The following is a 20,959-nucleotide window of genomic DNA, read 5'->3' as shown; positions in this document are numbered from 1 at the left end:
AACGGGTCTCCGTTTCGTTCGCCTGGGGATCAGCGTCCCGGCGCGGTCTTCGGTTCGTAGGCGTGATCGCGCTTGCGGACGACTTCCATCTTCACGATCTTCGACGGTTCCGGCTTGAGTCCCGGCGCGCTCGGATCGCGACGCTGAAGTTCGGCGAGAACTTCCTTCCCTTCGATCACGCGTCCGAAGGCGGTGTGCTTGCTGTCGAGATGGGGCGTGCGCAGGAAGGTGATGAAGAACTGCGACCCGCCCGTGTCCTTGCCGGCGTGGGCCATGCTGAGCGTGTCGGCGAAGTGCATCCGGGCGTCGTCACGGTAGCATTCGCAGGCGATGGTGTAGCCCGGTCCGCCGCCGCCGGTGCCGTCCGGGTCGCCCCCCTGGGCCATGAAGTTCGGCAGCACGCGATGGAACGTCACGCCGTCGTAGAACTTCTTCTCGACCAGGCTGATGAAGTTGGCGACGGTGTTGGGCGCCTGATCTTCGTAAAGCTCGATGATCATCTCGCCCTGGTCGGTGACGATCTTCACGCGGGGAAGATCGTCCTTCGCGGCCTCCGCTTCGCGGATCTTCTGCTCCTCGGCCCATAGCTTCTGCGCGGTCGGCACGTCGTCCGCCACGTTCGTGGCAAACTGCAACCCCGCCTGGCCCGCCTTCGCGAGGTAATCGGCGGCGAGATCGAACTGGTCGAGGCCGTAGGCCGCGGCCGCCGCGAGGTCGTAGACGACCGGGCGATCGAGACCCGACTGAATAAGCTTCTGCGCCTGGGCGAGCGCGGGAGCGTTGTCGTCCGAGCGGACGTCATGAGCGACCGACCCGATCAGGATTCGCTTGGCGGCGAGGTTTTCCGGCTCGGCGACCAGCGCGGCCTCGGCAGCGGCGACCATCTTCGGCAGCGTCTCTTCCTGCTTCGCGACGACGGCCTTGTACTTGTCGATCGCGGCCGCGCGAGCGTCGCCTTGGGTGGTTCGGACTTCCTCCAGCGCCGCGTTCAGGTCCTGGTCGAGCTGCAGCCACTCCGCCGTCGCGGCGTCGAACGCGGCGACGGGTCCGGTCGCCGCAGGAGCGGCCGGATCCGCAGGGGCATCCGGAGCGGCGCTCGGCTGCGGGGCGGCCGGATCCGCCGGCGCGTCGGGTTCTTGCGCGACCGCGAAGCAGGTGAACGAGAGCGACAGGCCCAGCGTCAGGGCGTAGCGAAGCGTCGTCTTCATGACGTGAAGGGGTCGGAGGTTCGTAGCGGGAGGAGTGCGTAAAAGAACGGCTCGAAAACGACTACCGTTCCGGCAGCGTCTTCGGTTCGTAAGCGTGGTCGCGTTTTCGTTCGACCGTCGCCTTGAGGATGCGGTCGGGTTCCTTGCCGGCGGTCGGGTTCTGCGGATCGACGCGCTGAAGTTCGCCGAGAACCTCCGCCCCTTCGATGACGCGACCGAAGACCGTGTGCAGGTCGTTCAGATGGGGCGTCGGCAGCATCGTCAGAAAGAACTGCGATCCGCCCGTGTCGCGACCCGCATGCGCCATGCTGAGCACGCCGCGGAAGTGCATCCGGTTGGGATCGTTCGGCCATTCGCAGGCGATGGAGTATCCCGGTCCGCCCGATCCGTCGCCCTGCGGATCGCCGCCCTGGGCGACGAAGTGGGGCAGGACGCGATGGAACGTGAGCCCGTCATAGAACCCCTTTTCGACCAGGCTCACGAAGTTGGCGACGGTGTTCGGCGCCTCGTTCTCGAACAGTTCGACCACGATCGGGCCCTTCGACGTTTCGAGCTTCACCCGCGGTAGATCGTCGGCTTCGGCTTCTTTAGCACGAAAGGACTGCTCCTCTTCCCAGAGCTTGCGCTGGCTGGGAATCGAAGCGAGCAGTTCGGGCGCTCGTCCGGTCAGGCTCTCCCGGTCTTCGCTCTGCGGGTCCCCGGAGGGCGCCATCTGCAGCGCTTGCTGCAGGAACTTTTCGGCGTCGTCGTACTGATTGACGCCGTAGGCGGAGATGCCGGCAGCAGCCAGCGTCGTGTCGGTCCGGACGCCGTTCTCGATCAGCAGCTTGCCGATCTCGTAACCCTGTTCGAGGTTGTCCCGCCTGGCGTCGTCCTCGAGCAGCTTCACGAGGAACTGTTCGAGTTCGCGATCCTGACCCGGGCTTTCCCGATAGGCGGCGACGGCGGCGGCCCGCAGCGGCCCGATCAACGTTCGCGTCCGGGCGAGTTCGTCGTTCCACTGCTCGGCCAGACCGGCCAGGTCCGATTCCTCTGCCAGGGTATAGTCCACGTCGATCTTGCGCAGCTTCGCAAGCGCGTCCTTCCATTCCGCGAGCAGCGTCTGGTACTTCGCCGCAGCTTCGCCGGGCGCGGCGTCGGCCGCCGGGGCGTCCGCGGCAGGCGCTTCGTCGGCGGGAGCGTCCGACGCCGGGGCATCGGTCTCCGGCTGATCGGCCGGGGGCTCGGTTTCCGGGGTATCTGCGGGGTCGCCTTCTTCGGCCGGCGGTTCGTCCGCGGCGGGAGCGTCTCCCGTCTCCGGCGATTCGGCAGCCGGAGGGGCGGCGGCGCCCGGCTCTTCCTGGGCCTGCGCGGAGCGAAGAGCTAGCCCAAGCCCGGCAAAAATCGAAAGCGACAGGGCGAGAAGCGCACGTCGGTAAGACATAGCGGTTCGAGATTAGCGCCTGAGGGAAGAAGCGACGCGAGAGCGCATCGGCCAGACCGTCCGCGAGCGCCCCTTCGGAAGCGACGCTCGCGGATACAATCTTACCCGTCGGGCGGCATCTTCGCCCAGCGCCGCGAACTACTCCCCGGCGTTCGATTCACCTTCCCCCCGATTCATGGCCAAGAAACGCCCCACGTCCCGACCTCGACCCGCGCACCTCGGCCCGGTGGAACGAAGCCGCATGCGCATCGTCGGCGGGTCGCTCCGCGGGAGGCGGATCGTCTACTACGGCGATCGGGCGACGCGGCCGATGAAGGACCGGACCCGCGAATCGGTCTTCAACATTCTGGGGAAGCTCAATTCCCTGACGGTCGCCGTCGATCTCTTCGCCGGCACCGGAGCCCTGGGGATCGAAGCGATCAGCCGGGGCGCCGCGCGGGCGGAGTTCTTCGAAACGTCGAACGAGGCCCTGAAGACGCTCGGCGAGAACGCGGAGCAGCTTGGCATCGCCGAGCGGACGACCATCCGCAACGCCGACGCATTTCGACGGGCGAAGCGGACCGGCGATCCGGCGGAAGGACCATGGCTCTGGTTCTGCTGTCCGCCTTATGCGCTGGTGGAGCAGCGCCGGACCGACTTCATCGAGATGATCGAAGACTTCGCCGCGCGAGCTCCGGAAGGGAGTCGCTTCGTCTTCGAAGTCGAAGAGAACGAAGAGCTCGCGTGGCTGCCGTTCGAGACGAAGTGGGACTGGCGACGCTACTCGCCCGCCTGGGTCGGCATCCTCGACGTCGACCTGATCCGAAGCGAATCGGCAGCGCCCGCGTCGGACGCTTCCGCTGAGCCGACCGATAAGCCGTCCGCGTCCGATGAGGAAGAGTGAACCTCAGGCGGACCCGCCGGCGCTGTCCGCTTCCGAGGCGGCGCTCCAGTCCTCGTCGTAGCCGAGCCTGCCCAGGACGTCGCCGAAGAGCCGTTCGAAGCGGCGCTGATGCTTGCGCTTGAAGAATTCCGGCCACTGCTTCGACTTGCCGGAGCGTACGTGGCCCGCCTTGGTCTGGCCCGACGTCGCGGCGCCGGAGAAGAGAGAGTTTCGATAGGCGACCGTCAGGCACCATCCGATCGAATCGGGGCTGAAGCCGAGAAATTCGAACGCCTGCTCGAACCGTTCCAGGCGATAGTCGACCGACATCTCCTCGAACTTGACGGTCAGGAAGCGCGCATCGGAGTAGTCGAACGCCTGCATCCCTTCGACGGTATGCCGCGAGGCGTTCTCCATTTCGAAGGCGATCTTGTCGTCGAGCGAAGCGTAGGAGTTAAGCAACTCCTGATAGGTCTTGCCCCCGTAGCAGTCCTGCCGCTCGTGCAGCCAGCTTTCCTGCGACTTCTGATGGTAGAACGCGGCAGAGACGATCACGTCGCGCGGATCGCGAATGACGTGCAGACCGCGGAAGTCGCCCAGCTTCGCCGTCTCGAACTGGCTATGCGTGTCCTGAAAGATGTCCCAGGGACCTTCCGGCACGCCTTCGACGGATTCGTCGACACGGAATCGCAGGCCGTACCTTTGCGCGATCTCGGCGAAGATATCGTGGAACCAGACCGTTCCGGTTTTGTGGTGCGTCCCGACGACGACCTTCTGCCTCAGAATCGACGGACGACGCGAAGCCGTTCCCAGTGCAGATCGGCTTTCAGGCATACGAAGGGCGGCAGTCACGAATCGCCTGCAAGAGAGGGAAGGCTCGTCGTCGGCCCGAAGGACGAGGGCTCATCCTAATCGCCGAGAACCGATGGTTAGCAGGGGCTCGAGTCGACGACGGGCCTCGTTTCGACGCGACCGGCGGCGCTGCCGTCACGATCGCTACGTTCGCCGCGTTTTGGTTGGCGAAGGGCGGAATGCTCGACGCTCCCGTCGGTTCACTCAGGAAAGCCGGAGGAGAGTAGACGCTCGAAGTCGGGCGGCGAATACTCTCCCACGTTTTCGTATCCGCGTCCGATTTCACCTCCGACGGTTTGCAGGGCTCGCTTCACGCCCGTTCCGATTCCGAGTCGCGAGATCTTCAAGTCGGCGGTCTTGTCCTCGGCTCTGACAGCGACGAGCGAATCGTAGACGGCGCAGTTCCTCACCGTCACCTCGGCGCCGCCCAGCTCGCCTTCGCCGCCGCGGACCCGGAAACAGATCTCGTTATCGCGGAACACGCAGTTTTCGATTCGCGAGCTGCTGTTTCGTGTCGACGGCGTTTTCGCCCGGTCGCTCGCCTTTCCGAAAACCTACCGCATCCTCGGGCAACGGTCCCGTCCAGAGCGTGCAGTTTTCGATCAGCACGTCGTCCCACAGACCGCGGCCCGGATCGAATTGGAGGCAGTCTCCGGAAACCAAACCGATGTCGCAGTTGCGTATGATGAGGCGCGTCGGGCGGCCGGTGATCCCGTGGGCGTCGCGCGGCTCGGCGAACGTACCGGCCAGCGCCTGATGAATGCGACAGTCCTCGATCAGAACGTTCTCTGCATACACCGTAACGGCGTTGCGTTTGCCGTGCCGGATCTCGCACCGGCGGAGAACGACGTCGTTCGCCTGGATCTTCACCAGCGTGCTTTCGCCCCACTCCCCGTCGACGAGGAAGTCTTCGTAGACGCCGGGCTCGTCGATGACGAGTCGCTTCACGCGTTTCGGTTCTGGACCGCAGCCGATCGTCCCGGAAGCGCCGATCTGTCGTGCGTCTTCGGCGCTCGCGAAGCTTGCGACGAGAGCCAGCGCCGCGATGGCTGCCCGGGACAACAGGGCAGCGTACGTACGGATGCGGTCGACCGACATTGCAGGCGCCTCACCTTTCACGCTGCCCCGGAACCTCGCGGATTCGGCAAACGGGTCTTCGGTCAGCGAAGACATACTTTACCGGACTCGAGTTTAAATCCGCGGCGTGTGCGTCCGCTCTTCCTGCGCATAAGAAAAGCGGAGAGGCCTGAAGAGTAGGCCGCTCCGCTTTGGAGATCCGTCGTTATGGGCGACAGATCGAATCTCGACGTCAGTCGGGGTGGGGAGATTCGAACTCCCGACCTTTTGACCCCCAGTCAAACGCGCTAACCAGGCTGCGCTACACCCCGAGACTTTGCCGCTCGTCTAGAGCGGTTCTCCACGAGGCCGGTTCACGAACCGATCTGCGAAGAGGATGCATGGTACTGACGGCGATCGATTCCATCAAGGCGGCCAGCAGGGGAGGCGACGCGTCGCTGCGACGGACGCAAAGTCTTCGAGCGTCACGACTTCGCAGGAGGCCACGTCGGTCTCGGCGTCCCGCGTCGTTCCTCTTCGTCAGGCGCCGAACGCCTGTTTTCGGATCGCCGGCAGCTTCCTCGTCAGGACCGCCTGCTTCTCTCCGGACGCTTTGCCGATAAAATGCGTAACCGTTCGCTCGCGAAAGCATCGAACGGTCTGGGCTTCATCCGTAGCGATTTACGCTGCGGGTCGAGGACCTTCCGGGGGCGAATTGGAATCGACCGGATAGCCTGAAGCAGAAGTTGCGTGCCGTGGTTGGTCAGCAGGCCACGTAAAAAGCAGACCACAATCTCAAGTGCCGAAGAAAACTTCGCACTGGCTGCGTAACTAACAAGTTACGTGTCCCCGATCTTCGGGAACTCTGCCGGTAGTTCCTGAAGATCGGTCGCCGAACCGGCTCGTCGCAAGTCACGTCGACTACGCTTGCGACTAAACAACGTCGTCGGACTATCGAACGCAAGCTTGGTCGTCTGCGCGACCGTTCGATCAGACTTCTAGCAGACGGCTACGCACGTAGACGCTTTTGCGGAAATATCTCGGGACGCGGGTTCGATCCCCGCCGCCTCCACATCCAGGGCCGCTTGCGAATTTTTCGCAAGCGGCCTTTTTCATTGGCTTTGCGCCGAAAGAACGTGCTTCACTGGAGTGGCCGAAAAAGGCGAATTCCGGCCCTGGTCCGATAACTGGTCCGATAACTGGTCCGATAACTGGTCCGATAAGCGGTCCGATAAGCGGTCCGACAGGCCCTGTTTTCGGTCCGATCCGCTGCGTACGGTTGACCGTCCGGAACCCGAATCTGCCCCCTTCGGAGCGCCCGCAATGGCCACACGACGCAAGACGGTCTGGAAACTCGACGAGCGAGGCCAGTACGCCCGGCAGGTCGGCTGGAAGCTCTCGCCCGCGGGAAAGTGCGTGCAGCACAAGTTCCGGCTGGGTACCGAGCTCCGCGAGGCGGAGTTCCGCGAACTGAAGCTCCGCACGCTCTGGGAGAGCGTGGAACGGAGCAGCGCCCCGGCCGCCGCGTTCTGGAGCGACACGACGTTGGAACTCGCGAAAGCGATCGCCGGGGGCGAGGCGTTCGCGCTGCTGCCGAAGCTGGCCGAAGAATCCGACGGGGCCTACGCCCTGCGCGTGCGTCGGGCCCAGCAGGAACAGACGGCGATCCGCGCCTGCCCCGCCGACGAAGCGGCCTTCGCCCGCGGTTCGGGCGTGGCGATGATGACGCTGACTACCGGAGTGATGTTTCCGCCCTCGCCCGCCGAGGTCTATCGTCAGTCGCTGGAGGCCTCCTACGTCCCCGTCCCGCCCCGCATGCTCGAATTCGCCTGCCGCGAACCGACGCCGCAGGTCGCGTACGGCGCTCCCAGGGCGGGGAGCGCGAAGTCCGAGGCACCGGTCGCCGGCTCGCTGCACGAGGCGATGAACGCCTACGTCGCCTGGATTGAGCAGGAGTACTTCGACGAGGGCCTGGGCCGTCTGACCGAAAAAGGTCGCACGAAGGTCCGGGAGGTCCGGACGCTGCAGGGACGGCACGGCGACATGCCGCTGGCGGAGCTCGGCTTCGAGGAGGTGCGGGCGATGTTCGGTTACTGGCGTCGCCGTCCCCGCAAGAAGACCAAGACCGGCCCTGGCGCCCGGATCACCGTGAAATCGGCGCAGAACTACATCGGCGAGCTGAAGCGTTTCTTCGCCTGGCTGCACATCTCGCAGCAGTTCGCTTGGCGGCGGCCGGAGGACTTCTACGAGATCGACTTCAAGGTGCCCGCCGACCCGGGCGAACGGCAGCGAGGCCTCGCGCAGAATCAGGTCTTCTCACTGGACGAGCTGCGGCTCCTCAACAAGTACGCGACGCCCGAAGAGCGTCTCTACCTTCTGCTGGGTCTGAACTGCGGGTTCGGGATGAAGGAGATCGCGACGCTGGAGATCGGCGAATTACGAATCCGTGAGGCCCACTCGCCTGAGCACGCAGAGCTGCTCGGGTTCGGGACGACGACTGAGGACTCTTTCATAAAACGCCTGCGTCGCAAGAACGCCGTCTACGGCGAGTGGATACTGTTTCCGCAGACGGTGCAGATGCTGGAATGGGCGCTTCAGAAGCGGCGCAGGAGGACAGGCGTCGGCAACGACGCTCCGCTACTGCTCAATGGAGCCGGCAAGCCGCTCGACACGCCCACGATGTCGGGAAACCGCAATCAGCAGATCCCCGGCGCGTTCGATCGTCTCCTCAAACGCATCCGACGCGACGGAGGTCAGATCCGGGCGTTCTCGTTCGGGAAGCTTCGGAAGACGGCAGGCGATTTGATCCGCCGGTTCGCGGACGGTGAAGTCGCTCAGGGTTCTCCGCCAGGAAGCGGTCGATCTCCCGCAGCACGCGGTCGAAGGCCGACCCTTCCTGCACGTTCAGCGACTCAGGGAGCAACTCCACGATGTCGATCACCGAGTCGCGCAGCTCGCGATTGCTCGGCGGCATTCCGTCGTCAATCAGTTCCTGAACCGTATCGAGCAGGATGTTCCAGGACTCTTCGGCGTCCCCTTCGCCCGCGGCGATGAGCTGCGCCTTGTGCTTGACCTTGCCGAGCGCCTTCTTGCGTTTCTTCGACTGAACGTGACGCTCGCCCAGTTCTTCGTCGAAGGCCGCGATGCGAGCGCCGAGCTCGTCGCGGTCGGCAGGATCCGCCGGGTCGTTCACCCGCATATGCCGCGAGACGTAGATCTCCCGGTCGCGGGTGTTGGTCTTCAGCCACTGGAAGACTTCGAACTGATCCGAGTCTTCAGGACCGTCCGCTCGCATCGCCGCCACGCGAAGCGCCGATTGCGACTCCGCCAGCAGGTGAAAGGCCCGCTGCATCGCGGGATCCTGCGAAGATGTCTCTGCCTCGTCGAGGCGTCGCACTAACTCAACCGCGGCCGCGCAGTTGTCGTAGCACTTCGCCAGAACATCGAAGACCGACAGGTCGGCAGGCGTCGGCGAGTTCGGGCCGTTGGTCCATGAGTAACAGCCGGGTATCTCTTTGGCCCGGCGGATGGTCTCGCGATCGTTCGGCTCGATCAGCGCGGCGTAGTCCGCCGCCTCGGCCAGCAACCTTCGACGCTCCGCGGCCCAGCGACTGCCGTCTGCCTTCATCCGCAACCGTCGCGCGACGAGGTCCAGATCGACCCGCGCGCCGAGCGGTTCGGGCGGCGCATACTGCATCGGATACTCGACGCCGGTCGCGGTCCTCGGTCCCGTCCCTTGCCCGAGCGTGAGGGGCGGCAATGCGGGACGAGGAACGGTTTCCGAGGACGCGACTGCGGAATCCGCATCGACCTCGGCGTTCGGCGTCTCGCCGCTACGTCTCATCCGAGCGGCAAGCGGCGGGCCGGCGGCTACCTGGCCGACTGGCTTCGCCTGCTGCGTTATTTCCGAACGGCTTATCGGAGGCGTGGCGCTTCCGTCGGCTAACGAGGATTCCGTACGCGCATGCACGAGACTGGCGACTGCTCGCAGCGCTGCACGAAGCTCCGCATCGCTCCTGCTGGCTTGCAGCAGGCGATCGAAGACGATCTCCAGCGGAGCGCGGAGTTCATCGTCTACGTAAGGAGTCGTTTCCACAGGAAGCGGTTCGGCCATGGCTATATGGTCATGAAACGCCTCCTCCGGGTAAAGCCAGCGTCTGACAAATCTGGCACGAACTTCCATCCCGCTCAAGACGAGCGGCGGGTCGGCCCATCGGCGCGGTAGCGAAACGAAAGGAGCCCGGCTCGGAGTACCGAGCCGGGCGTTACTCAACCAATGGGACTATGCAACCAAGTCGCGAAGACTCCGGCTCTGCGGGCGAGGCCCGCGCGAGCCGGTTCGAGAATCTCGGCATGCGGAACGAGCGCCGCATGCCGAACGCGTTTCCGCGTCCGCCCTGCGCGAATCGCGTTCGCGACCGGGCCTCCGCTACAATGATCAGCGCCGGTTTTGACAACCGCGGACGCGGCATCTGGTAAGAATTCCTGGATCGGCCGGAAAGCCCCTCGATGGCGGACCCGTTCGAACTCGTGCACGACGTCCTCGACGAGCGGGAATTGCTGCTCGCCGAAGGGAAGTCGCCGGATCTCCGCTCTCTCTGCCGCGACGACTCCTCCCTGCTACGAGAGGTCGAAGCGGCTCTCCAGGATCTGGAGCATGGGGAGCGTCTGCTGGGGCCGCTGGAGGGAAGCGTCTTTCCCCCGGCCCTTTCCTACGGGACTGCCCTCCGCATCGTGCGGGTGCTCGGTTCAGGCGGCCAGGGGCGGGTCTACCTGGCGAGGGACGAGTCGCTGCACCGCGACGTGGTCGTGAAAGCCTCCCACTGGACGCACGCCGCCGCCGTCCTGCGGATCAAATCCGAAGCGGAGATCGCCGCCAGGCTCGACCACCCCGGCGCCCCTTCGGTGTTAGGCAGCGGTACGACGGCCGAGGGCGTTCCGTACTTCGTCATGCGCTATGTGCGGGGCAAGACGCTCGAGGCAATGCGGCAGGAACTCGACCAGACGCTGGCCGCGTCGGGCGCCGAAGCGGAAGCCGCCTGGCGGCGACTGCTAGGCGCGTTCATCGCTGCTGCGCGGACGGTCGAGCATGCCCATCAGCGCGGTATCCTTCACTGCGATTTGAAGCCCCAAAACATCCTCGCGGGGGACCAGGGTGAGACGCTCGTGCTGGACTGGGGGGCCGCCGTGCCTTTCAAGCGGGGAGCCTACCGGCGACCCGAATTGAGTCTCCTCGAACTATCGCACTCGGCGACGCTGCGGCAGATTTCGGCCGAACTTCGCACGCCCTGCTACGTCGCCCCGGAGCGAGGCCAGCCGACTCGGCCAATCGGCACGTACACGGACGTGTACGGTCTGGGAGCGATCCTGGCCCGGCTCATCGGGCTTCCGCTCCCGTCAGCGTTCGAGGGATCGACCGCAGATCGTCCCCACGCCGTCGCACTGAATTCGGCCCTCCGCTTCTCCGTCCGTCGGGAGCTGGCTCGCATCGCGGACGCCGCGCGTCGCGAACGACCGGAAGATCGCACGGCCTCCGCCGCCGTCCTGGCCGACGCCGTGGAACGGGCGCTGACGACGAGGCGCCTGCTCAGTCGCCCGTTCGGCTTCTGGACGAAAGTCTTCCGCCTCGGTGGACCGGGCTGAGCTACCGCGTCACTCGAAAAGTCGCTTGACGGCACGGGCCAGCCGGATCAGCGCGCTCCGCCAACGCCGATGCACTTGCCGCGGGCTGATCCCGAGCAGGGCAGCTGCCGCTTCGGCGCTCAGTTCGTTGTACCAAAGCAGATCGAAAATCTGCCGGTCTTCCTCGGGGAGCGCTGCGATCGCGTCGTGAACCTCCAGCCACTCGGCCAGCTTTCTCGGGTCATGCGTATCCGACGCCGGAGCCAGGAACCCCGTCCCCGACGAGTCTTCGGCGATCAGCGCGTGCTGCAGATTCGTCGCGATGCCTTGCGGGCCGCAGATCTGGCGTTTGAGCTGCAGCAGGGTCTGCCGGACCTTCATCGCCACGAGTCGGTAGAAGTGCTTCGAGTCGGCGAGCTCGACCTGGTCCAGCGCCAGGTGGAACTGAATCAGCGCGATCTGGCCGACCTCTGCCGTATCGTGCCAGGCATGCACGATCGGGAAGGCGGAGAGCTTCTTTCGCGCGAGACGCTCGATCTCCTCGTTGGCGAGGACGAGCAGCGCGTCGCGCGACCGCAGATCCCCCTGGCGGGATCGCTCGATGAGGGCGTCGACTCTCGTAGTATCCATCGGCTGCAGCTCGGGAGGGTGCGAGCCGCAGTTTACTCAGGGAGGTAGGCCCGACGAGGCGCCTGTCTCGATAGAACGGTAGTTGGCCAAATCTTCATCGAGCGACGCTCGCGTTCTTCGAGCGACGCTCGGGCCTCGACTAGAAAAGCCGCTGAGCGTGGGTAATTTCGAGCTCAGAGGGCGCCTCGACTTCGTGCGTCTCCTCCGTCAGCGATGCCGCGAGAATCGTGACCGGGTCGATCAGAAACAACGTGTCCGTATGCGGCGCCTTGACGAGAACGGCCGGCCTTTCGCCGACGACCATGAGCTGAAGCGGAATGAGCGTCACCCGCCATTCCCAGCCGGTCGTCGCGTCCTCGATCCTGGTCTTCACTGCGCGGCGATCCGCAAGAGGCCGACCTAGCTCCGCAAGAATCGAACGAGGCGCCGAAATCGAGACCATGTCGCACCGCTCGGTCGGACCGCCCGCTAACGCGACGTCATTCGGCGCTGCGTCGCTGCTCAAAAGGCCCGCGATGGCAGCTTCGATCACCGGCCGGCGAGTCGGCGAAGCATAAAGCGTCGAAGCTCTCGCCGCGCTCGCCAGAAGACGGACTTGTTCGCTCTGAACGCTTCGCGGCGGGGACGCCTCCGCCAGGCTGACGACGCGGTACGTCCTCGTTCCGGCGTCGAACTGAATTCCGATCCCCGCTTTTTTCAACAGCAAGAGATCGCGCTGCACCGTCCGCTCGCAGACGCCGAACGACGCCGCCAGTTCCGCCAGCGCGAAGCAGCCGCCCTGCCGCAGCATTCGCAGAATGCGGACGGGTCGGAGCGATCGAGACGGCTCGTGCATGGTCGCGAGGGATGTGGGTCGGAGCTTAAGTCCTCTGTTCTTCTAAGCGCCGATCCTCGCGGAAGTGCGACATCGAAAGCGGCAGAAAATCGGGACTGCAACGAAGAGCCGGCTCTGTCGGCGACAAGAGCCCTGGATGCATCCGCGACGGCTGTGTCGTTACAATTCGGCCGTTGTTCGACAGCGAGCCCTGCAGGAACGCAGAGGCGAAACCGCGGGGCCTTCGGGAATTCCGCGGAGTTGGTTAATGCACGTAGGCTTGAGGATGTCGCCGGATGGCGAACGAACCGGAGCCGGACCGAAACCCCTCCGATGCAGAGGCCGGGCCCGACGATTCGACTCGCGACTTGTCCCCGCGCGAGCGGATAGGCCGTCGCGATTCTGCGTCGACGGCGCCCGAGATCCGCTTCGAGCCTTCCCGCCGCCCCGATTCGCTCGGTCGAATCGGCTCGTACGAGATCCTGGAGTATCTCGGCCGCGGCGGGATGGGAATGGTCTGGAAGGCGACCGACGTATCGCTAGGTCGGCCGGTGGCTCTCAAGCTGATGGCCCCGGAGCTTCGAGAGGAGGAGTCGGCGCGTCAGCGTTTCCTGCGAGAGGCGCGCGCTGCCGCTGCGGTCAAGCATCCGAACGTCGTGACCGTGCATGCCGTATCGGAGCACTGCGGCATGCCCTACCTGGCGATGGAGTTCGTCGAGGGCGGGACGCTGAAGGATCGACTCGACGCGGGCCCTCCCCTCGCCATCGATGAAGCGGTCGAAGCCGCGCTTCAGGTCGCCCAAGGCCTCGCGGCGATTCATGAGCGAGGCGTGGTCCATCGCGACGTCAAACCGTCGAACGTCCTCGTGGAGAAGAACGGCCGCGAGACTTACAAGATCGGCGACTTCGGCCTCGCCCGAATCGGCGAAGAGCGCTCGGACCTGTCGATGACGGGCGCGACTTTCGGAACGACGGCCTACATGTCGCCCGAGCAACTGCTCGGCGAGCCGCTCGATCGGCGCAGCGACTTGTTCAGCCTCGGCTCGCTCCTCTACGAGGCGATCGCCGGCGAAGCCCCTTTCCGCGGACCGACCGCAGCGGCGACCGGCCACCACGTCATCACGGCGGCCCATCGACCGCTGTGCGAGGCTCGGCCCGATGTGCCAAGCCGCCTCTCGCAAGTCGTCGATAAGTTGCTCGCCAAGGATCGGAAGGATCGGTACGGTTCGGCGGGCGAAGCGGCGGAGGCTCTGAGCTCAGTTCTTGCAAGTCTGCGACGGCCGGAAGCCGCTCCAGCGGACCCGACTCGCGTAGGAACCGGCAGCTACAGATTCGTAGGACGGCGGATCGCCGGCGTCGCCGTCGCCTGCGTGCTGCTCGCGTCGCTCGGCGTTTGGCGGTTCGCAGCGTCAGACTTTTCCGACAGCCCCTCGGACACCGTTCGAATAACGCTGTCTGAAATGGCGGACGGTCGCGCCTTCGAGCAGGCGTTGGCCGCAGTTCCGCCGGGCGGAAGCATCGTCTTCGCCGAAGCGGGCGAGTATCCCCTGAATCTCGTGTTGGACGATGCGGAGCGTTGGAACGGGGTCACTCTTTCGGCGTCCGCGGAAAATGTCATCCTGCGTCCGCTCGATCCGACGAAGCCGATTGTCGACCTCGTCGGCGTCCGCGGCGTGACCGTGGAAGGATTGGAGTTCGAAACGAACGGCGATTCGCATGCGATCCGTATGACCGGCTGCGAAGGAATCACGCTCCGCGAGCTGAAGATCCGCCAAACTGCGACCCGGAACAAGGCGGCGATCCAGATCATCGACTGCAATTCGGCGCCCGACGCCGAGCCGCTGCAGATCGTCGATTGCGACGTGGAGACCGAGACGGACGGCCAGTGCTTATGGTTGCAGAACGATACGCGGCCGGTTTGGAACGTGTCGATCGAAGGAAATCAGTTCGTCGGGAACGAGCGGGGCACGCTCGTCGCTCTGGTCTTCATGCCTGGCAAGATCGAAGTGCGACAGAACCGTTTCGCCAGCGCCCATGTCGGTTTGAACATGAACTCCCTGCCCGGCGAGACGGGAACGCATGCGGACCAGACGGTGATCTCGGACAACGTCTTCGAGTCCTGCAACGCATGGATCGGCCTCTGGGGCACGGATCCGGCGCGTACGCCGTTTTCGCTGGTCGAGAACGTCATCCGCGATTGCAACGCCATCGAAGCGACCCCTGAGCAACTGGGCGCCGTCGAGGAGCATTGCGACCTCCGCGGCAATCGATGGGAACGTCGTTCGGCGGAAGGACCTCTGCCGGGCGTCCTTCGCGACTTGTTCGACGTCGTCGAAGTTAAGCCGTAGTCCCGGCGTCCGTCGATGAGCATGCGAGTCGAACGGTCCGCCCCTTCTCAGGCGCACGGTTTCGCGAATGAGCATCCGCTCTCGGAAAACGCTTGTCGCAGCCTGGCCCGCCGATCGCCACAGTCCCCGCCTCCGTTTCGCGATCGTTCAACTCCGGTCCGCAGGTGGCGCCGCGCCTTCGTTCAATGTCGAGTCGCTTCCGGTCGATGAACAGTCCATCCTTGCCTGCCTATCTGCCCGAATTCCTAAGAAAGCGCACCCATGAGCAGCCCGATGCACGTTTCCTCCTCCTTTCTGGTCGACCCTGCGGTTCTCCGCGCGGCGGCGCTCGCGCCGTCGATCGGCATGGCTCCCACGCTGTTGAGCGGAGCCGTGCCGATCGAGGAACCACCGCCCTTGCCGAAGGACGAGACGAAGACGGTCGATCCGCGACCGCTTCGCGTCGCTCACCTAGGACCCTGTTTGTTTCGAGGGGGCGCCGAGCAGCAGTTGATCGACTTAGCGAAGTTTCTCGACCCGAAGGTCGCCGTGCTGGAACGCTGCATCGTCACAGGCACGAACTCCGTCGATCCGTCGGTCGCACGCGATTTCGCCTGCGAGATCGTTCCGGCGAGTCGGGAGGTCGTCGCTGAGACGCTCCGAACGTTCGATGTCCTGCTGTACTGGGGCATGGAGCTCAAGGGTTGGATCGAGCCGACGGACGAGCGTCGGGCCGTGGTGATTTACCTCGCTCACGGCGATAGTTACTGGACGCGGGACTTGCTTCGCAACAGCGCCCACCTCACCGATCACGCGATCGCCGTCAGCCGCCGCGTGCTGGAAACGACGTGTCAGAACTTTCCGAGCACGGTCGTGCTGAACGGCGTCGACACGGCGCGGCTTGCTACGACCCGTTCGAGATACGAGGTGAGGGCCGAGTTCGGCTACGGCGACGACGACTTCGTCGTCGGCTACGTCGGTCGGTTCTCGCCGGAGAAACGGCCCGAAACGCTGCTTCGCGCGCTTGAACTTTTGCCGCGGAGTTTCAAGGGGTTGTTCATCGGCTGGGGGCCCATGCAGGCCCAGCTACTGGAGGAAGCGAACCGAACGGTACCGAACCGCTGCGCCTTTCGGTTCGTCGACCGATACCTCGGCGACTACTACCAGGCATTCGACGCCTTCAGTCTCTCGTCCGTCCAGGAAGGCTTCGCGCTCGTGTTTCTCGAGGCGATGTTCGCAGGTAAGCCTGTCGTCGCGACGCCGGTCGGCGCCGTGCCGGAGGTGATTCACGACCGGGTCAACGGCATCATCGTCGACGGTTCTCCCGTCGAACTCGCGAAAGCCCTCGCGCGTCTCGAAGGCGATCCTCGTTGGGCGCAAGGAGTGGCGGAGAGCGCTTCGGAATACGCGAAATCGTTCGGGTATGCCCGTCGGATGGCTAAAGAGTACGAAGCCGTTTTCCGTCGACTCGTCGCGACGCGGAGGAACGCCGCGTGATCAAGCTCAAGAACCTGCTGTTCGACTCCGAGCCGATCGTCGCGCATTGTCCTGGTCCGCTCCACGAAAACTGGAAGTTCTTCGCGGAAGAAGTCTTCGCGGAGGCGCCTGAATCGCGTCCTTCGCAGGAGTCGGCCATCTTTCTGACGTGGCACGGACCGGATCGGGCGGAGAAGCCGAACGGACTCCTGGAACGCTGTGCGGCTCGACATGGCTGCGAATTCGTCGTGCTACGACATGAGAGTCCAGACTGGACGAACGCCCGCAAGCTGGCGATGACGGCGGAGGCGCTTGAGAAGACGGACGCGGAGTTCGTCGTCGGTCTGGACTCGTGCGACGTCTTGCTGGTCGACCATCCCGACGAGGTCGTACGCCGCTTCCGCACGCACTTCGCGTGCGACCTTCTCTTCAACGCGACGGGCTCGGCCTGCTGGCCGGAGCTGCCGAAGTTCGTGATGTTCGAGAGCAGTTTGCCGGACGCTAAGCACTCGCACGGCAGATGCTGGCTGAACAGCGGGGCCTTCGTCGGCAGGACGTCATTCTGTCGGGAGTACTTTCGAGCCTTGACAGAGTTCGCGAGCGAGAACGGCTACGAGAACGATCAAACGGTCGTGAAGGCGACTTGGCCGCACTACTACCCTCGCGTGCAGATCGACTATCGCTGCGAGATTTTGCAGTGGTTCAACGAAGACCCGCGCTATCTAAGGACCCAAACGCCGCGGTCGGAAAGGGAGCTGCGGCTATTGAACGAACTTCGGACGCTCGAAGACGCCGCCTTCGGCGTCCTCCTCGGAGCGGAGGTCGATGCGGAAATGCTGCTCAGCACGTTTCCGAAGCTGCGGCTATGGATCATCGATGCGTCAGATGCTCGCTGCGCGAGCGGCGAAGCCCGGAAGCCGCCGCGGGGTACGCGGTCTCGCTGGTGTTCGGATCGCGCGGCGATGGGGCGTCGACATTCGATATCCCGGAATTTCATCGACGCCGCGAGCTGCTTCCCTGATCGTTCGCTCGACTTCGTCGCAATCGCGGCGTGCTGCGAGGCTGAGCGTCTGGAAGCACGGACCCACTGGGCGCCGAAACTGCGCACGAACGGCTTGTGGCTATAGCTTGGCTTCGCGTTCCCCTCGCTCCGCCTGCGAGTTGAATGCTACTTCGCTCTCCGCTCTACTGCTCGCTTCATCAGCAGGAACGGACGCACAGGGACGCGTCCGAGACGGAGATCAGGATGAATCGAGACGAACTCGCCGGCGTCGTAGCTCAGGCGAAGTGCCGAGTCTTCGGTTGGGAAGACGCTTCGAACGATGCCCACCGCCAGACGCTCGCGACGCTGGTCCGAACGGTCCAGGACGAGAATGCGACGATCCTCTGCGAGCCGAGCCTCGTTCGTTCGACGACGCGCCCGCCGGACATCGTCCTGATCTGTCCCGTCTCCGGCATCTCGGTGATCGAAGTCAAGGGATTCGGCCTCGACCAGATCGACGGCATCGATCCCGGCGGTCAATTCGTCGTTCGCTACTCCAACGGCGCCATCAGTCGAAATCCGTTCGCGCAAGTGCGAAATGCGATGTTCGACGTCAAGGACGCCGCTGCGCGGTTCCTGGGGCGCGATCCCTCGTTTCGCTACTGGTACTTCGTGGCGATGCCGCGGATTAGCCGTGCGGAGTGGGCGGCGAAGTGGGGCGAGCAGGCCTTCCGTCCGCCGGAATTGCTCCTAGGAAGCGATGTTGAAAAGCTAGCCGCCGCATTGCTCGCCAGCGGACGAAAGCGCCTGGAAGGGCGATCGCAAGGCGATGCGTGGCCGCCCGAAGAGATCGAAGCTGTTTATCGGGCGTTCGGCGACACGTCCGTCCTGTTTCCTGCGCCAGCCGAGCGCAAGCCGCGTCGAGTTCGGGAAGCGACGTTCGGCGAGATGTTCGATGAGGCCGCGGAGGCCTACAAGACGCTCTCCGACGAACAGCAGAAGCTCTCCGCTCAGTACTGGGAGCGCGGTCCGCGATTGATCCGCGGCGTCGCCGGGAGCGGCAAGACGATCGTGCTGGCCAACAACCTCGCCCGCCGGGTCCAGCGAATGACGGCTCAGCCGACGCTCGGTCTCGACGACGAGCGGACGCCGCGGATCTTGGCAGTTTGCTACAACCGCACGCTCGTTCCGTTCCTGAAGAAGAAGGTCGAGACGGCCTACCGGCAGAGAACCGGCTCGAACCTGCCCGAGGGGATCGTTGAGGTCGTCTCGCTGAACACGCCTATGTGGGAGCTCTCGCAGCGGGGACTATGCCGCTACCAGAAGGTGTTCCAGAAGGGCGTCAACGACGCTGCGCGAGCCGAGCAGTATCTACGCGATCTAAGGGAGGTGCGCATGCGCGATCCCCGTGTCTTCGACCTGCACGCGTACGATGCGATCTACTGCGACGAAGGTCAGGACTTCTCAGAAAATGACTTCCGCATCCTCGCGACTCTCTGCCGCGACCAGGAGGACCCACGGCTCTTCGTGTTCTACGACGACGCGCAGAACCTGTACGGGCACAAGCGCCCGAACTGGCATTCGCTCGGTCTGAACGTCGTCGGCGGACGCTCGTTCGTCGTGACCGAGTGCTTCCGCAACACGCATGAGATCGTCGAATCGGCGTTCAATGTCCTCTACGGCACGTATGCCGAGGACAAGGCGAAGCGACCGACGAAGGAGTTCGGGGACGTGGCGACGCTCGTCGAGAAAGGTCTGCTGGAGGCAGTCGACGAGCGGTACGCGGTGAAGTTCGCTAAGCGCAGGGGCATGTCGCCGAGCGTCACGTTCGTCGACGGCGAGTTCGCGGAGAACGCGCTCGTGCTCGCGCGACTGCGGTGGCTGATCGAGGATCAGGACGTTCGGCCCGAAGACATCCTCGTACTCTCGATGAAGAAGGAACGGATCTCGAAGCCGCCACGGTTCAAGCCCTTCAGGAGTTCGATCTCGTTCTCGTCGACTGCTCCGACGAACGAAGCGCCTACTGGCGAGGCGAAGAAATCGCGATCGACTGGTTCGCGAATGTTGCGCCGTGGATCTTCTTTTCGACGATCTGCAGGAAGACGAAGCGCGGTTTATCCGCCGACGTCTTCGACTTCGGCGACCGTCCGAGGTCCGACAACTTCATCTTCAGCCGTCAAAACCGTCTGATCTCGCTCGACGGCTTCCCGCGCGAGCTCGGGATCTTGTTCAGCACGAACGACGGGCGATCGACAGTCGATCTTTCCCAGGACCGGATCTGCATCCTAGTACTACAGCCGCACTTGCGAGAATAGCCCGTTTTTTCTTACGCTGCTCTTCTCACGGAGGAGGGCGAAGCGATGGACGCAGGCGTTTCGGAAACGGACGTGCGGAGCTGGGCGACGGAACTCGACCGCGTGTCCGAAGCGATCGGGGCGAGGTTCAGCAGATCGGAGATTCGAGCTCGCGCAGGCGTTTACTTGCGCGGGCTGACGGCGAGCGTCGAACGCAAGAACGGCTGGCAGCTGGCCGAGTTCGTCGGCGACGCGACGCCGGATAACCTCCAACACTTCATCGGACGCGCCCGCTGGAACGCGGACGAAGTCCGCGACGATCTGCGGACGTACGTCGCGGAGCGACTCGGCGACGACGAGGGCGTGCTGATCGTCGACGAGACCGGCTTTCTGAAGAAGGGGACGAAGAGCGCTGGGGTCGGGCGGATGTACTCCGGCACGGCGGGCCGCATCGAGAACCAGCAGATCGGCGTCTTCGTCGCGTACAAGTCCGCTCGCGGCCACGCGCTCGTCGATCGCGAACTTTACCTTCCCAAGAATTGGACCGACGATCGCGAACGCTGCCGCGCAGCCAAGATCCCCGACGACGTCGAGTTCGCGACGAAGCCGGAACTGGCGAGGCGCATGCTGGCCCGCACGCTGGACGGAGGTCTGGCCGCGAAATGGATCGCTGCGGACGAGGCGTACGGCTCGGACAGTCGCTTTCGCCGCTTTCTCGAAGCCCGCCGGTTCGGTTACGTCGTCGCGATTTCGTCGTCGACGCATCTCTATCTCGGCGGTCGTCGGCAGGCGGTCGCGAAGCACGTCGAGGGCGTGCCGCCGGAAGCCTGGCGGAGGATCTCCTGCGGCCCTGGCGCGAAGGGCGAACGACTCTACGACTGGGCCTTCGTCGACTGGGATTCGTACGAGATCGACGGCTTTCGCCGCGGTCTCCTGGTGCGTCGTTCGCTCGCCGATCCCAGCGATCTGGCGTATTACTTCACCCACGCTCCGCAGCGAACGCCGCCCGCGAAGCTGATCGAGATCGCCGGCAGCCGCTGGGCGATCGAGGAATGCTTCGAGCAGGCGAAGCAGCTCGTCGGCCTCGACGAGTACGAGTTTCGGGCGTGGCACGCCTGGCAGCGGCACGTCACGCTCGCGATGCTCGCTCACGCGACGCTGGCGGCGATCCGCGCCGCAGCGAACGACGCGCCTTCGTCGGGTAAGTCACGTCCCGAAAAGGCTCTGCCTCGTCGCGGTCGCTCGAAAAAAAGCGGCTCGACCTGATTCCGCTGACCGTGCCGGAGGTGCGGCGCCTGCTCGTCGCTATCGTCTTGCAGGCGGCTCCGCCCGATCCGCTGCATCTGCTCGCCTTCTCGCGATGGCGACGACGACACCAGGCGACCGCCAAAGCCAGTCACTATCGCCGCCGAA

16 protein-coding genes, 1 tRNA gene and 1 other RNA gene are annotated in these 20,959 nt (G+C 64.6%); 10 read left to right on the top strand and 8 right to left on the bottom strand.

Translation table 11 applies throughout. The features are described 5' to 3' along the window. Positions 1–29: 29 nt before the first annotated feature. Entirely contained in the window at positions 30–1,208 is a 1,179-nt protein-coding gene (locus tag SH602x_RS05635; protein WP_479475859.1) for a peptidylprolyl isomerase, read from the bottom strand. 61 nt (positions 1,209–1,269) lie between these two features. Beyond that, positions 1,270–2,631: a peptidylprolyl isomerase gene (locus SH602x_RS05630; RefSeq protein WP_479475858.1), complete on the bottom strand. Its 1,362-nt coding sequence runs from the start codon at positions 2,629–2,631 to the stop codon at positions 1,270–1,272. A 241-nt stretch (positions 2,632–2,872) separates the two neighbouring features. Here SH602x_RS05630 and SH602x_RS05625 point away from each other — a divergent pair, with 241 nt between their 5' ends. Next, a complete protein-coding gene (locus SH602x_RS05625) occupies positions 2,873–3,514 on the top strand; it encodes an RsmD family RNA methyltransferase (protein WP_479475857.1) in 642 nt (213 codons plus the stop codon). 3 nt (positions 3,515–3,517) lie between these two features. Here the strand turns inward: SH602x_RS05625 and SH602x_RS05620 are convergent, their stop codons facing one another. From SH602x_RS05620 to SH602x_RS05605, 4 genes are all read right to left on the bottom strand, one after another. Beyond that, positions 3,518–4,345 carry a sulfotransferase domain-containing protein gene (locus SH602x_RS05620; protein ID WP_479475856.1) on the bottom strand — a complete coding sequence of 276 codons (828 nt, stop codon included), beginning with the start codon at positions 4,343–4,345 and terminating at the stop codon, positions 3,518–3,520. A gap of 200 nt (positions 4,346–4,545) precedes the next feature. Beyond that, complete coding sequence (locus SH602x_RS05615) at positions 4,546–4,827, bottom strand: hypothetical protein (RefSeq protein WP_479475855.1); 282 nt, start codon at positions 4,825–4,827, stop codon at positions 4,546–4,548. After that, positions 4,814–5,443 carry a right-handed parallel beta-helix repeat-containing protein gene (locus SH602x_RS05610; protein WP_479475854.1) on the bottom strand — a complete coding sequence of 210 codons (630 nt, stop codon included), beginning with the start codon at positions 5,441–5,443 and terminating at the stop codon, positions 4,814–4,816. The genes SH602x_RS05615 and SH602x_RS05610 overlap by 14 nt, the downstream gene beginning before the upstream one ends. A 215-nt stretch (positions 5,444–5,658) precedes the next feature. Continuing rightward, positions 5,659–5,733, bottom strand: a tRNA-Pro gene (locus tag SH602x_RS05605). Between the two features lie 374 nt (positions 5,734–6,107). Between SH602x_RS05605 and ssrA the strand changes: the two genes are divergently transcribed. From ssrA to SH602x_RS05585, 4 genes are all read left to right on the top strand, one after another. After that, positions 6,108–6,476: a transfer-messenger RNA gene (gene ssrA, locus SH602x_RS05600) on the top strand. Between the two features lie 248 nt (positions 6,477–6,724). Beyond that, complete coding sequence (locus SH602x_RS05595) at positions 6,725–8,455, top strand: hypothetical protein (protein ID WP_479475853.1); 1,731 nt, start codon at positions 6,725–6,727, stop codon at positions 8,453–8,455. Positions 8,456–8,465: 10 nt separating this feature from the next. Then, positions 8,466–8,801 (top strand): hypothetical protein, encoded by a 336-nt coding sequence (locus tag SH602x_RS05590; RefSeq protein ID WP_479475852.1) that lies wholly within the window; start codon positions 8,466–8,468, stop codon positions 8,799–8,801. A 1,109-nt stretch (positions 8,802–9,910) separates the two neighbouring features. Continuing rightward, positions 9,911–11,044 carry a serine/threonine-protein kinase gene (locus tag SH602x_RS05585; protein WP_479475851.1) on the top strand — a complete coding sequence of 378 codons (1,134 nt, stop codon included), beginning with the start codon at positions 9,911–9,913 and terminating at the stop codon, positions 11,042–11,044. Between the two features lie 9 nt (positions 11,045–11,053). Here the strand turns inward: SH602x_RS05585 and SH602x_RS05580 are convergent, their stop codons facing one another. Together SH602x_RS05580 and SH602x_RS05575 are read right to left on the bottom strand one after the other, a co-directional pair. Then, positions 11,054–11,653, bottom strand: a complete 600-nt coding sequence (locus tag SH602x_RS05580) for an ECF-type sigma factor (RefSeq protein WP_479475850.1) — start codon at positions 11,651–11,653, stop codon at positions 11,054–11,056. 139 nt (positions 11,654–11,792) lie between these two features. Further along, positions 11,793–12,488 (bottom strand): DeoR family transcriptional regulator, encoded by a 696-nt coding sequence (locus SH602x_RS05575; RefSeq protein WP_479475849.1) that lies wholly within the window; start codon positions 12,486–12,488, stop codon positions 11,793–11,795. A 275-nt stretch (positions 12,489–12,763) separates the two neighbouring features. On the opposite strand from SH602x_RS05575, the gene SH602x_RS05570 reads away from it, so the two are divergent. From SH602x_RS05570 to SH602x_RS05550, 5 genes are all read left to right on the top strand, one after another. Further along, entirely contained in the window at positions 12,764–14,815 is a 2,052-nt protein-coding gene (locus SH602x_RS05570) for a serine/threonine-protein kinase (RefSeq protein WP_479475848.1), read from the top strand. A 261-nt stretch (positions 14,816–15,076) separates the two neighbouring features. Then, positions 15,077–16,291, top strand: coding sequence for a glycosyltransferase family 4 protein (locus tag SH602x_RS05565; protein ID WP_479475847.1), 1,215 nt, complete (start codon positions 15,077–15,079; stop codon positions 16,289–16,291). Beyond that, a complete protein-coding gene (locus tag SH602x_RS05560; RefSeq protein ID WP_479475846.1) occupies positions 16,288–17,397 on the top strand; it encodes a glycosyltransferase domain-containing protein in 1,110 nt (369 codons plus the stop codon). The genes SH602x_RS05565 and SH602x_RS05560 overlap by 4 nt, the downstream gene beginning before the upstream one ends. 119 nt (positions 17,398–17,516) lie before the next feature. After that, positions 17,517–19,442 carry a DEAD/DEAH box helicase gene (locus SH602x_RS05555; RefSeq protein ID WP_479475845.1) on the top strand — a complete coding sequence of 642 codons (1,926 nt, stop codon included), beginning with the start codon at positions 17,517–17,519 and terminating at the stop codon, positions 19,440–19,442. 170 nt (positions 19,443–19,612) lie between these two features. After that, positions 19,613–20,812, top strand: coding sequence for an IS701 family transposase (locus SH602x_RS05550; RefSeq protein WP_479475844.1), 1,200 nt, complete (start codon positions 19,613–19,615; stop codon positions 20,810–20,812). Positions 20,813–20,959 lie beyond the last annotated feature (147 nt).

The sequence above is a fragment of the Lignipirellula cremea genome, from assembly GCF_056501455.1.
The sequence above is the reverse complement of the archived record's forward strand: the minus strand, read 5'-3'. Positions and strand labels throughout refer to the sequence as shown.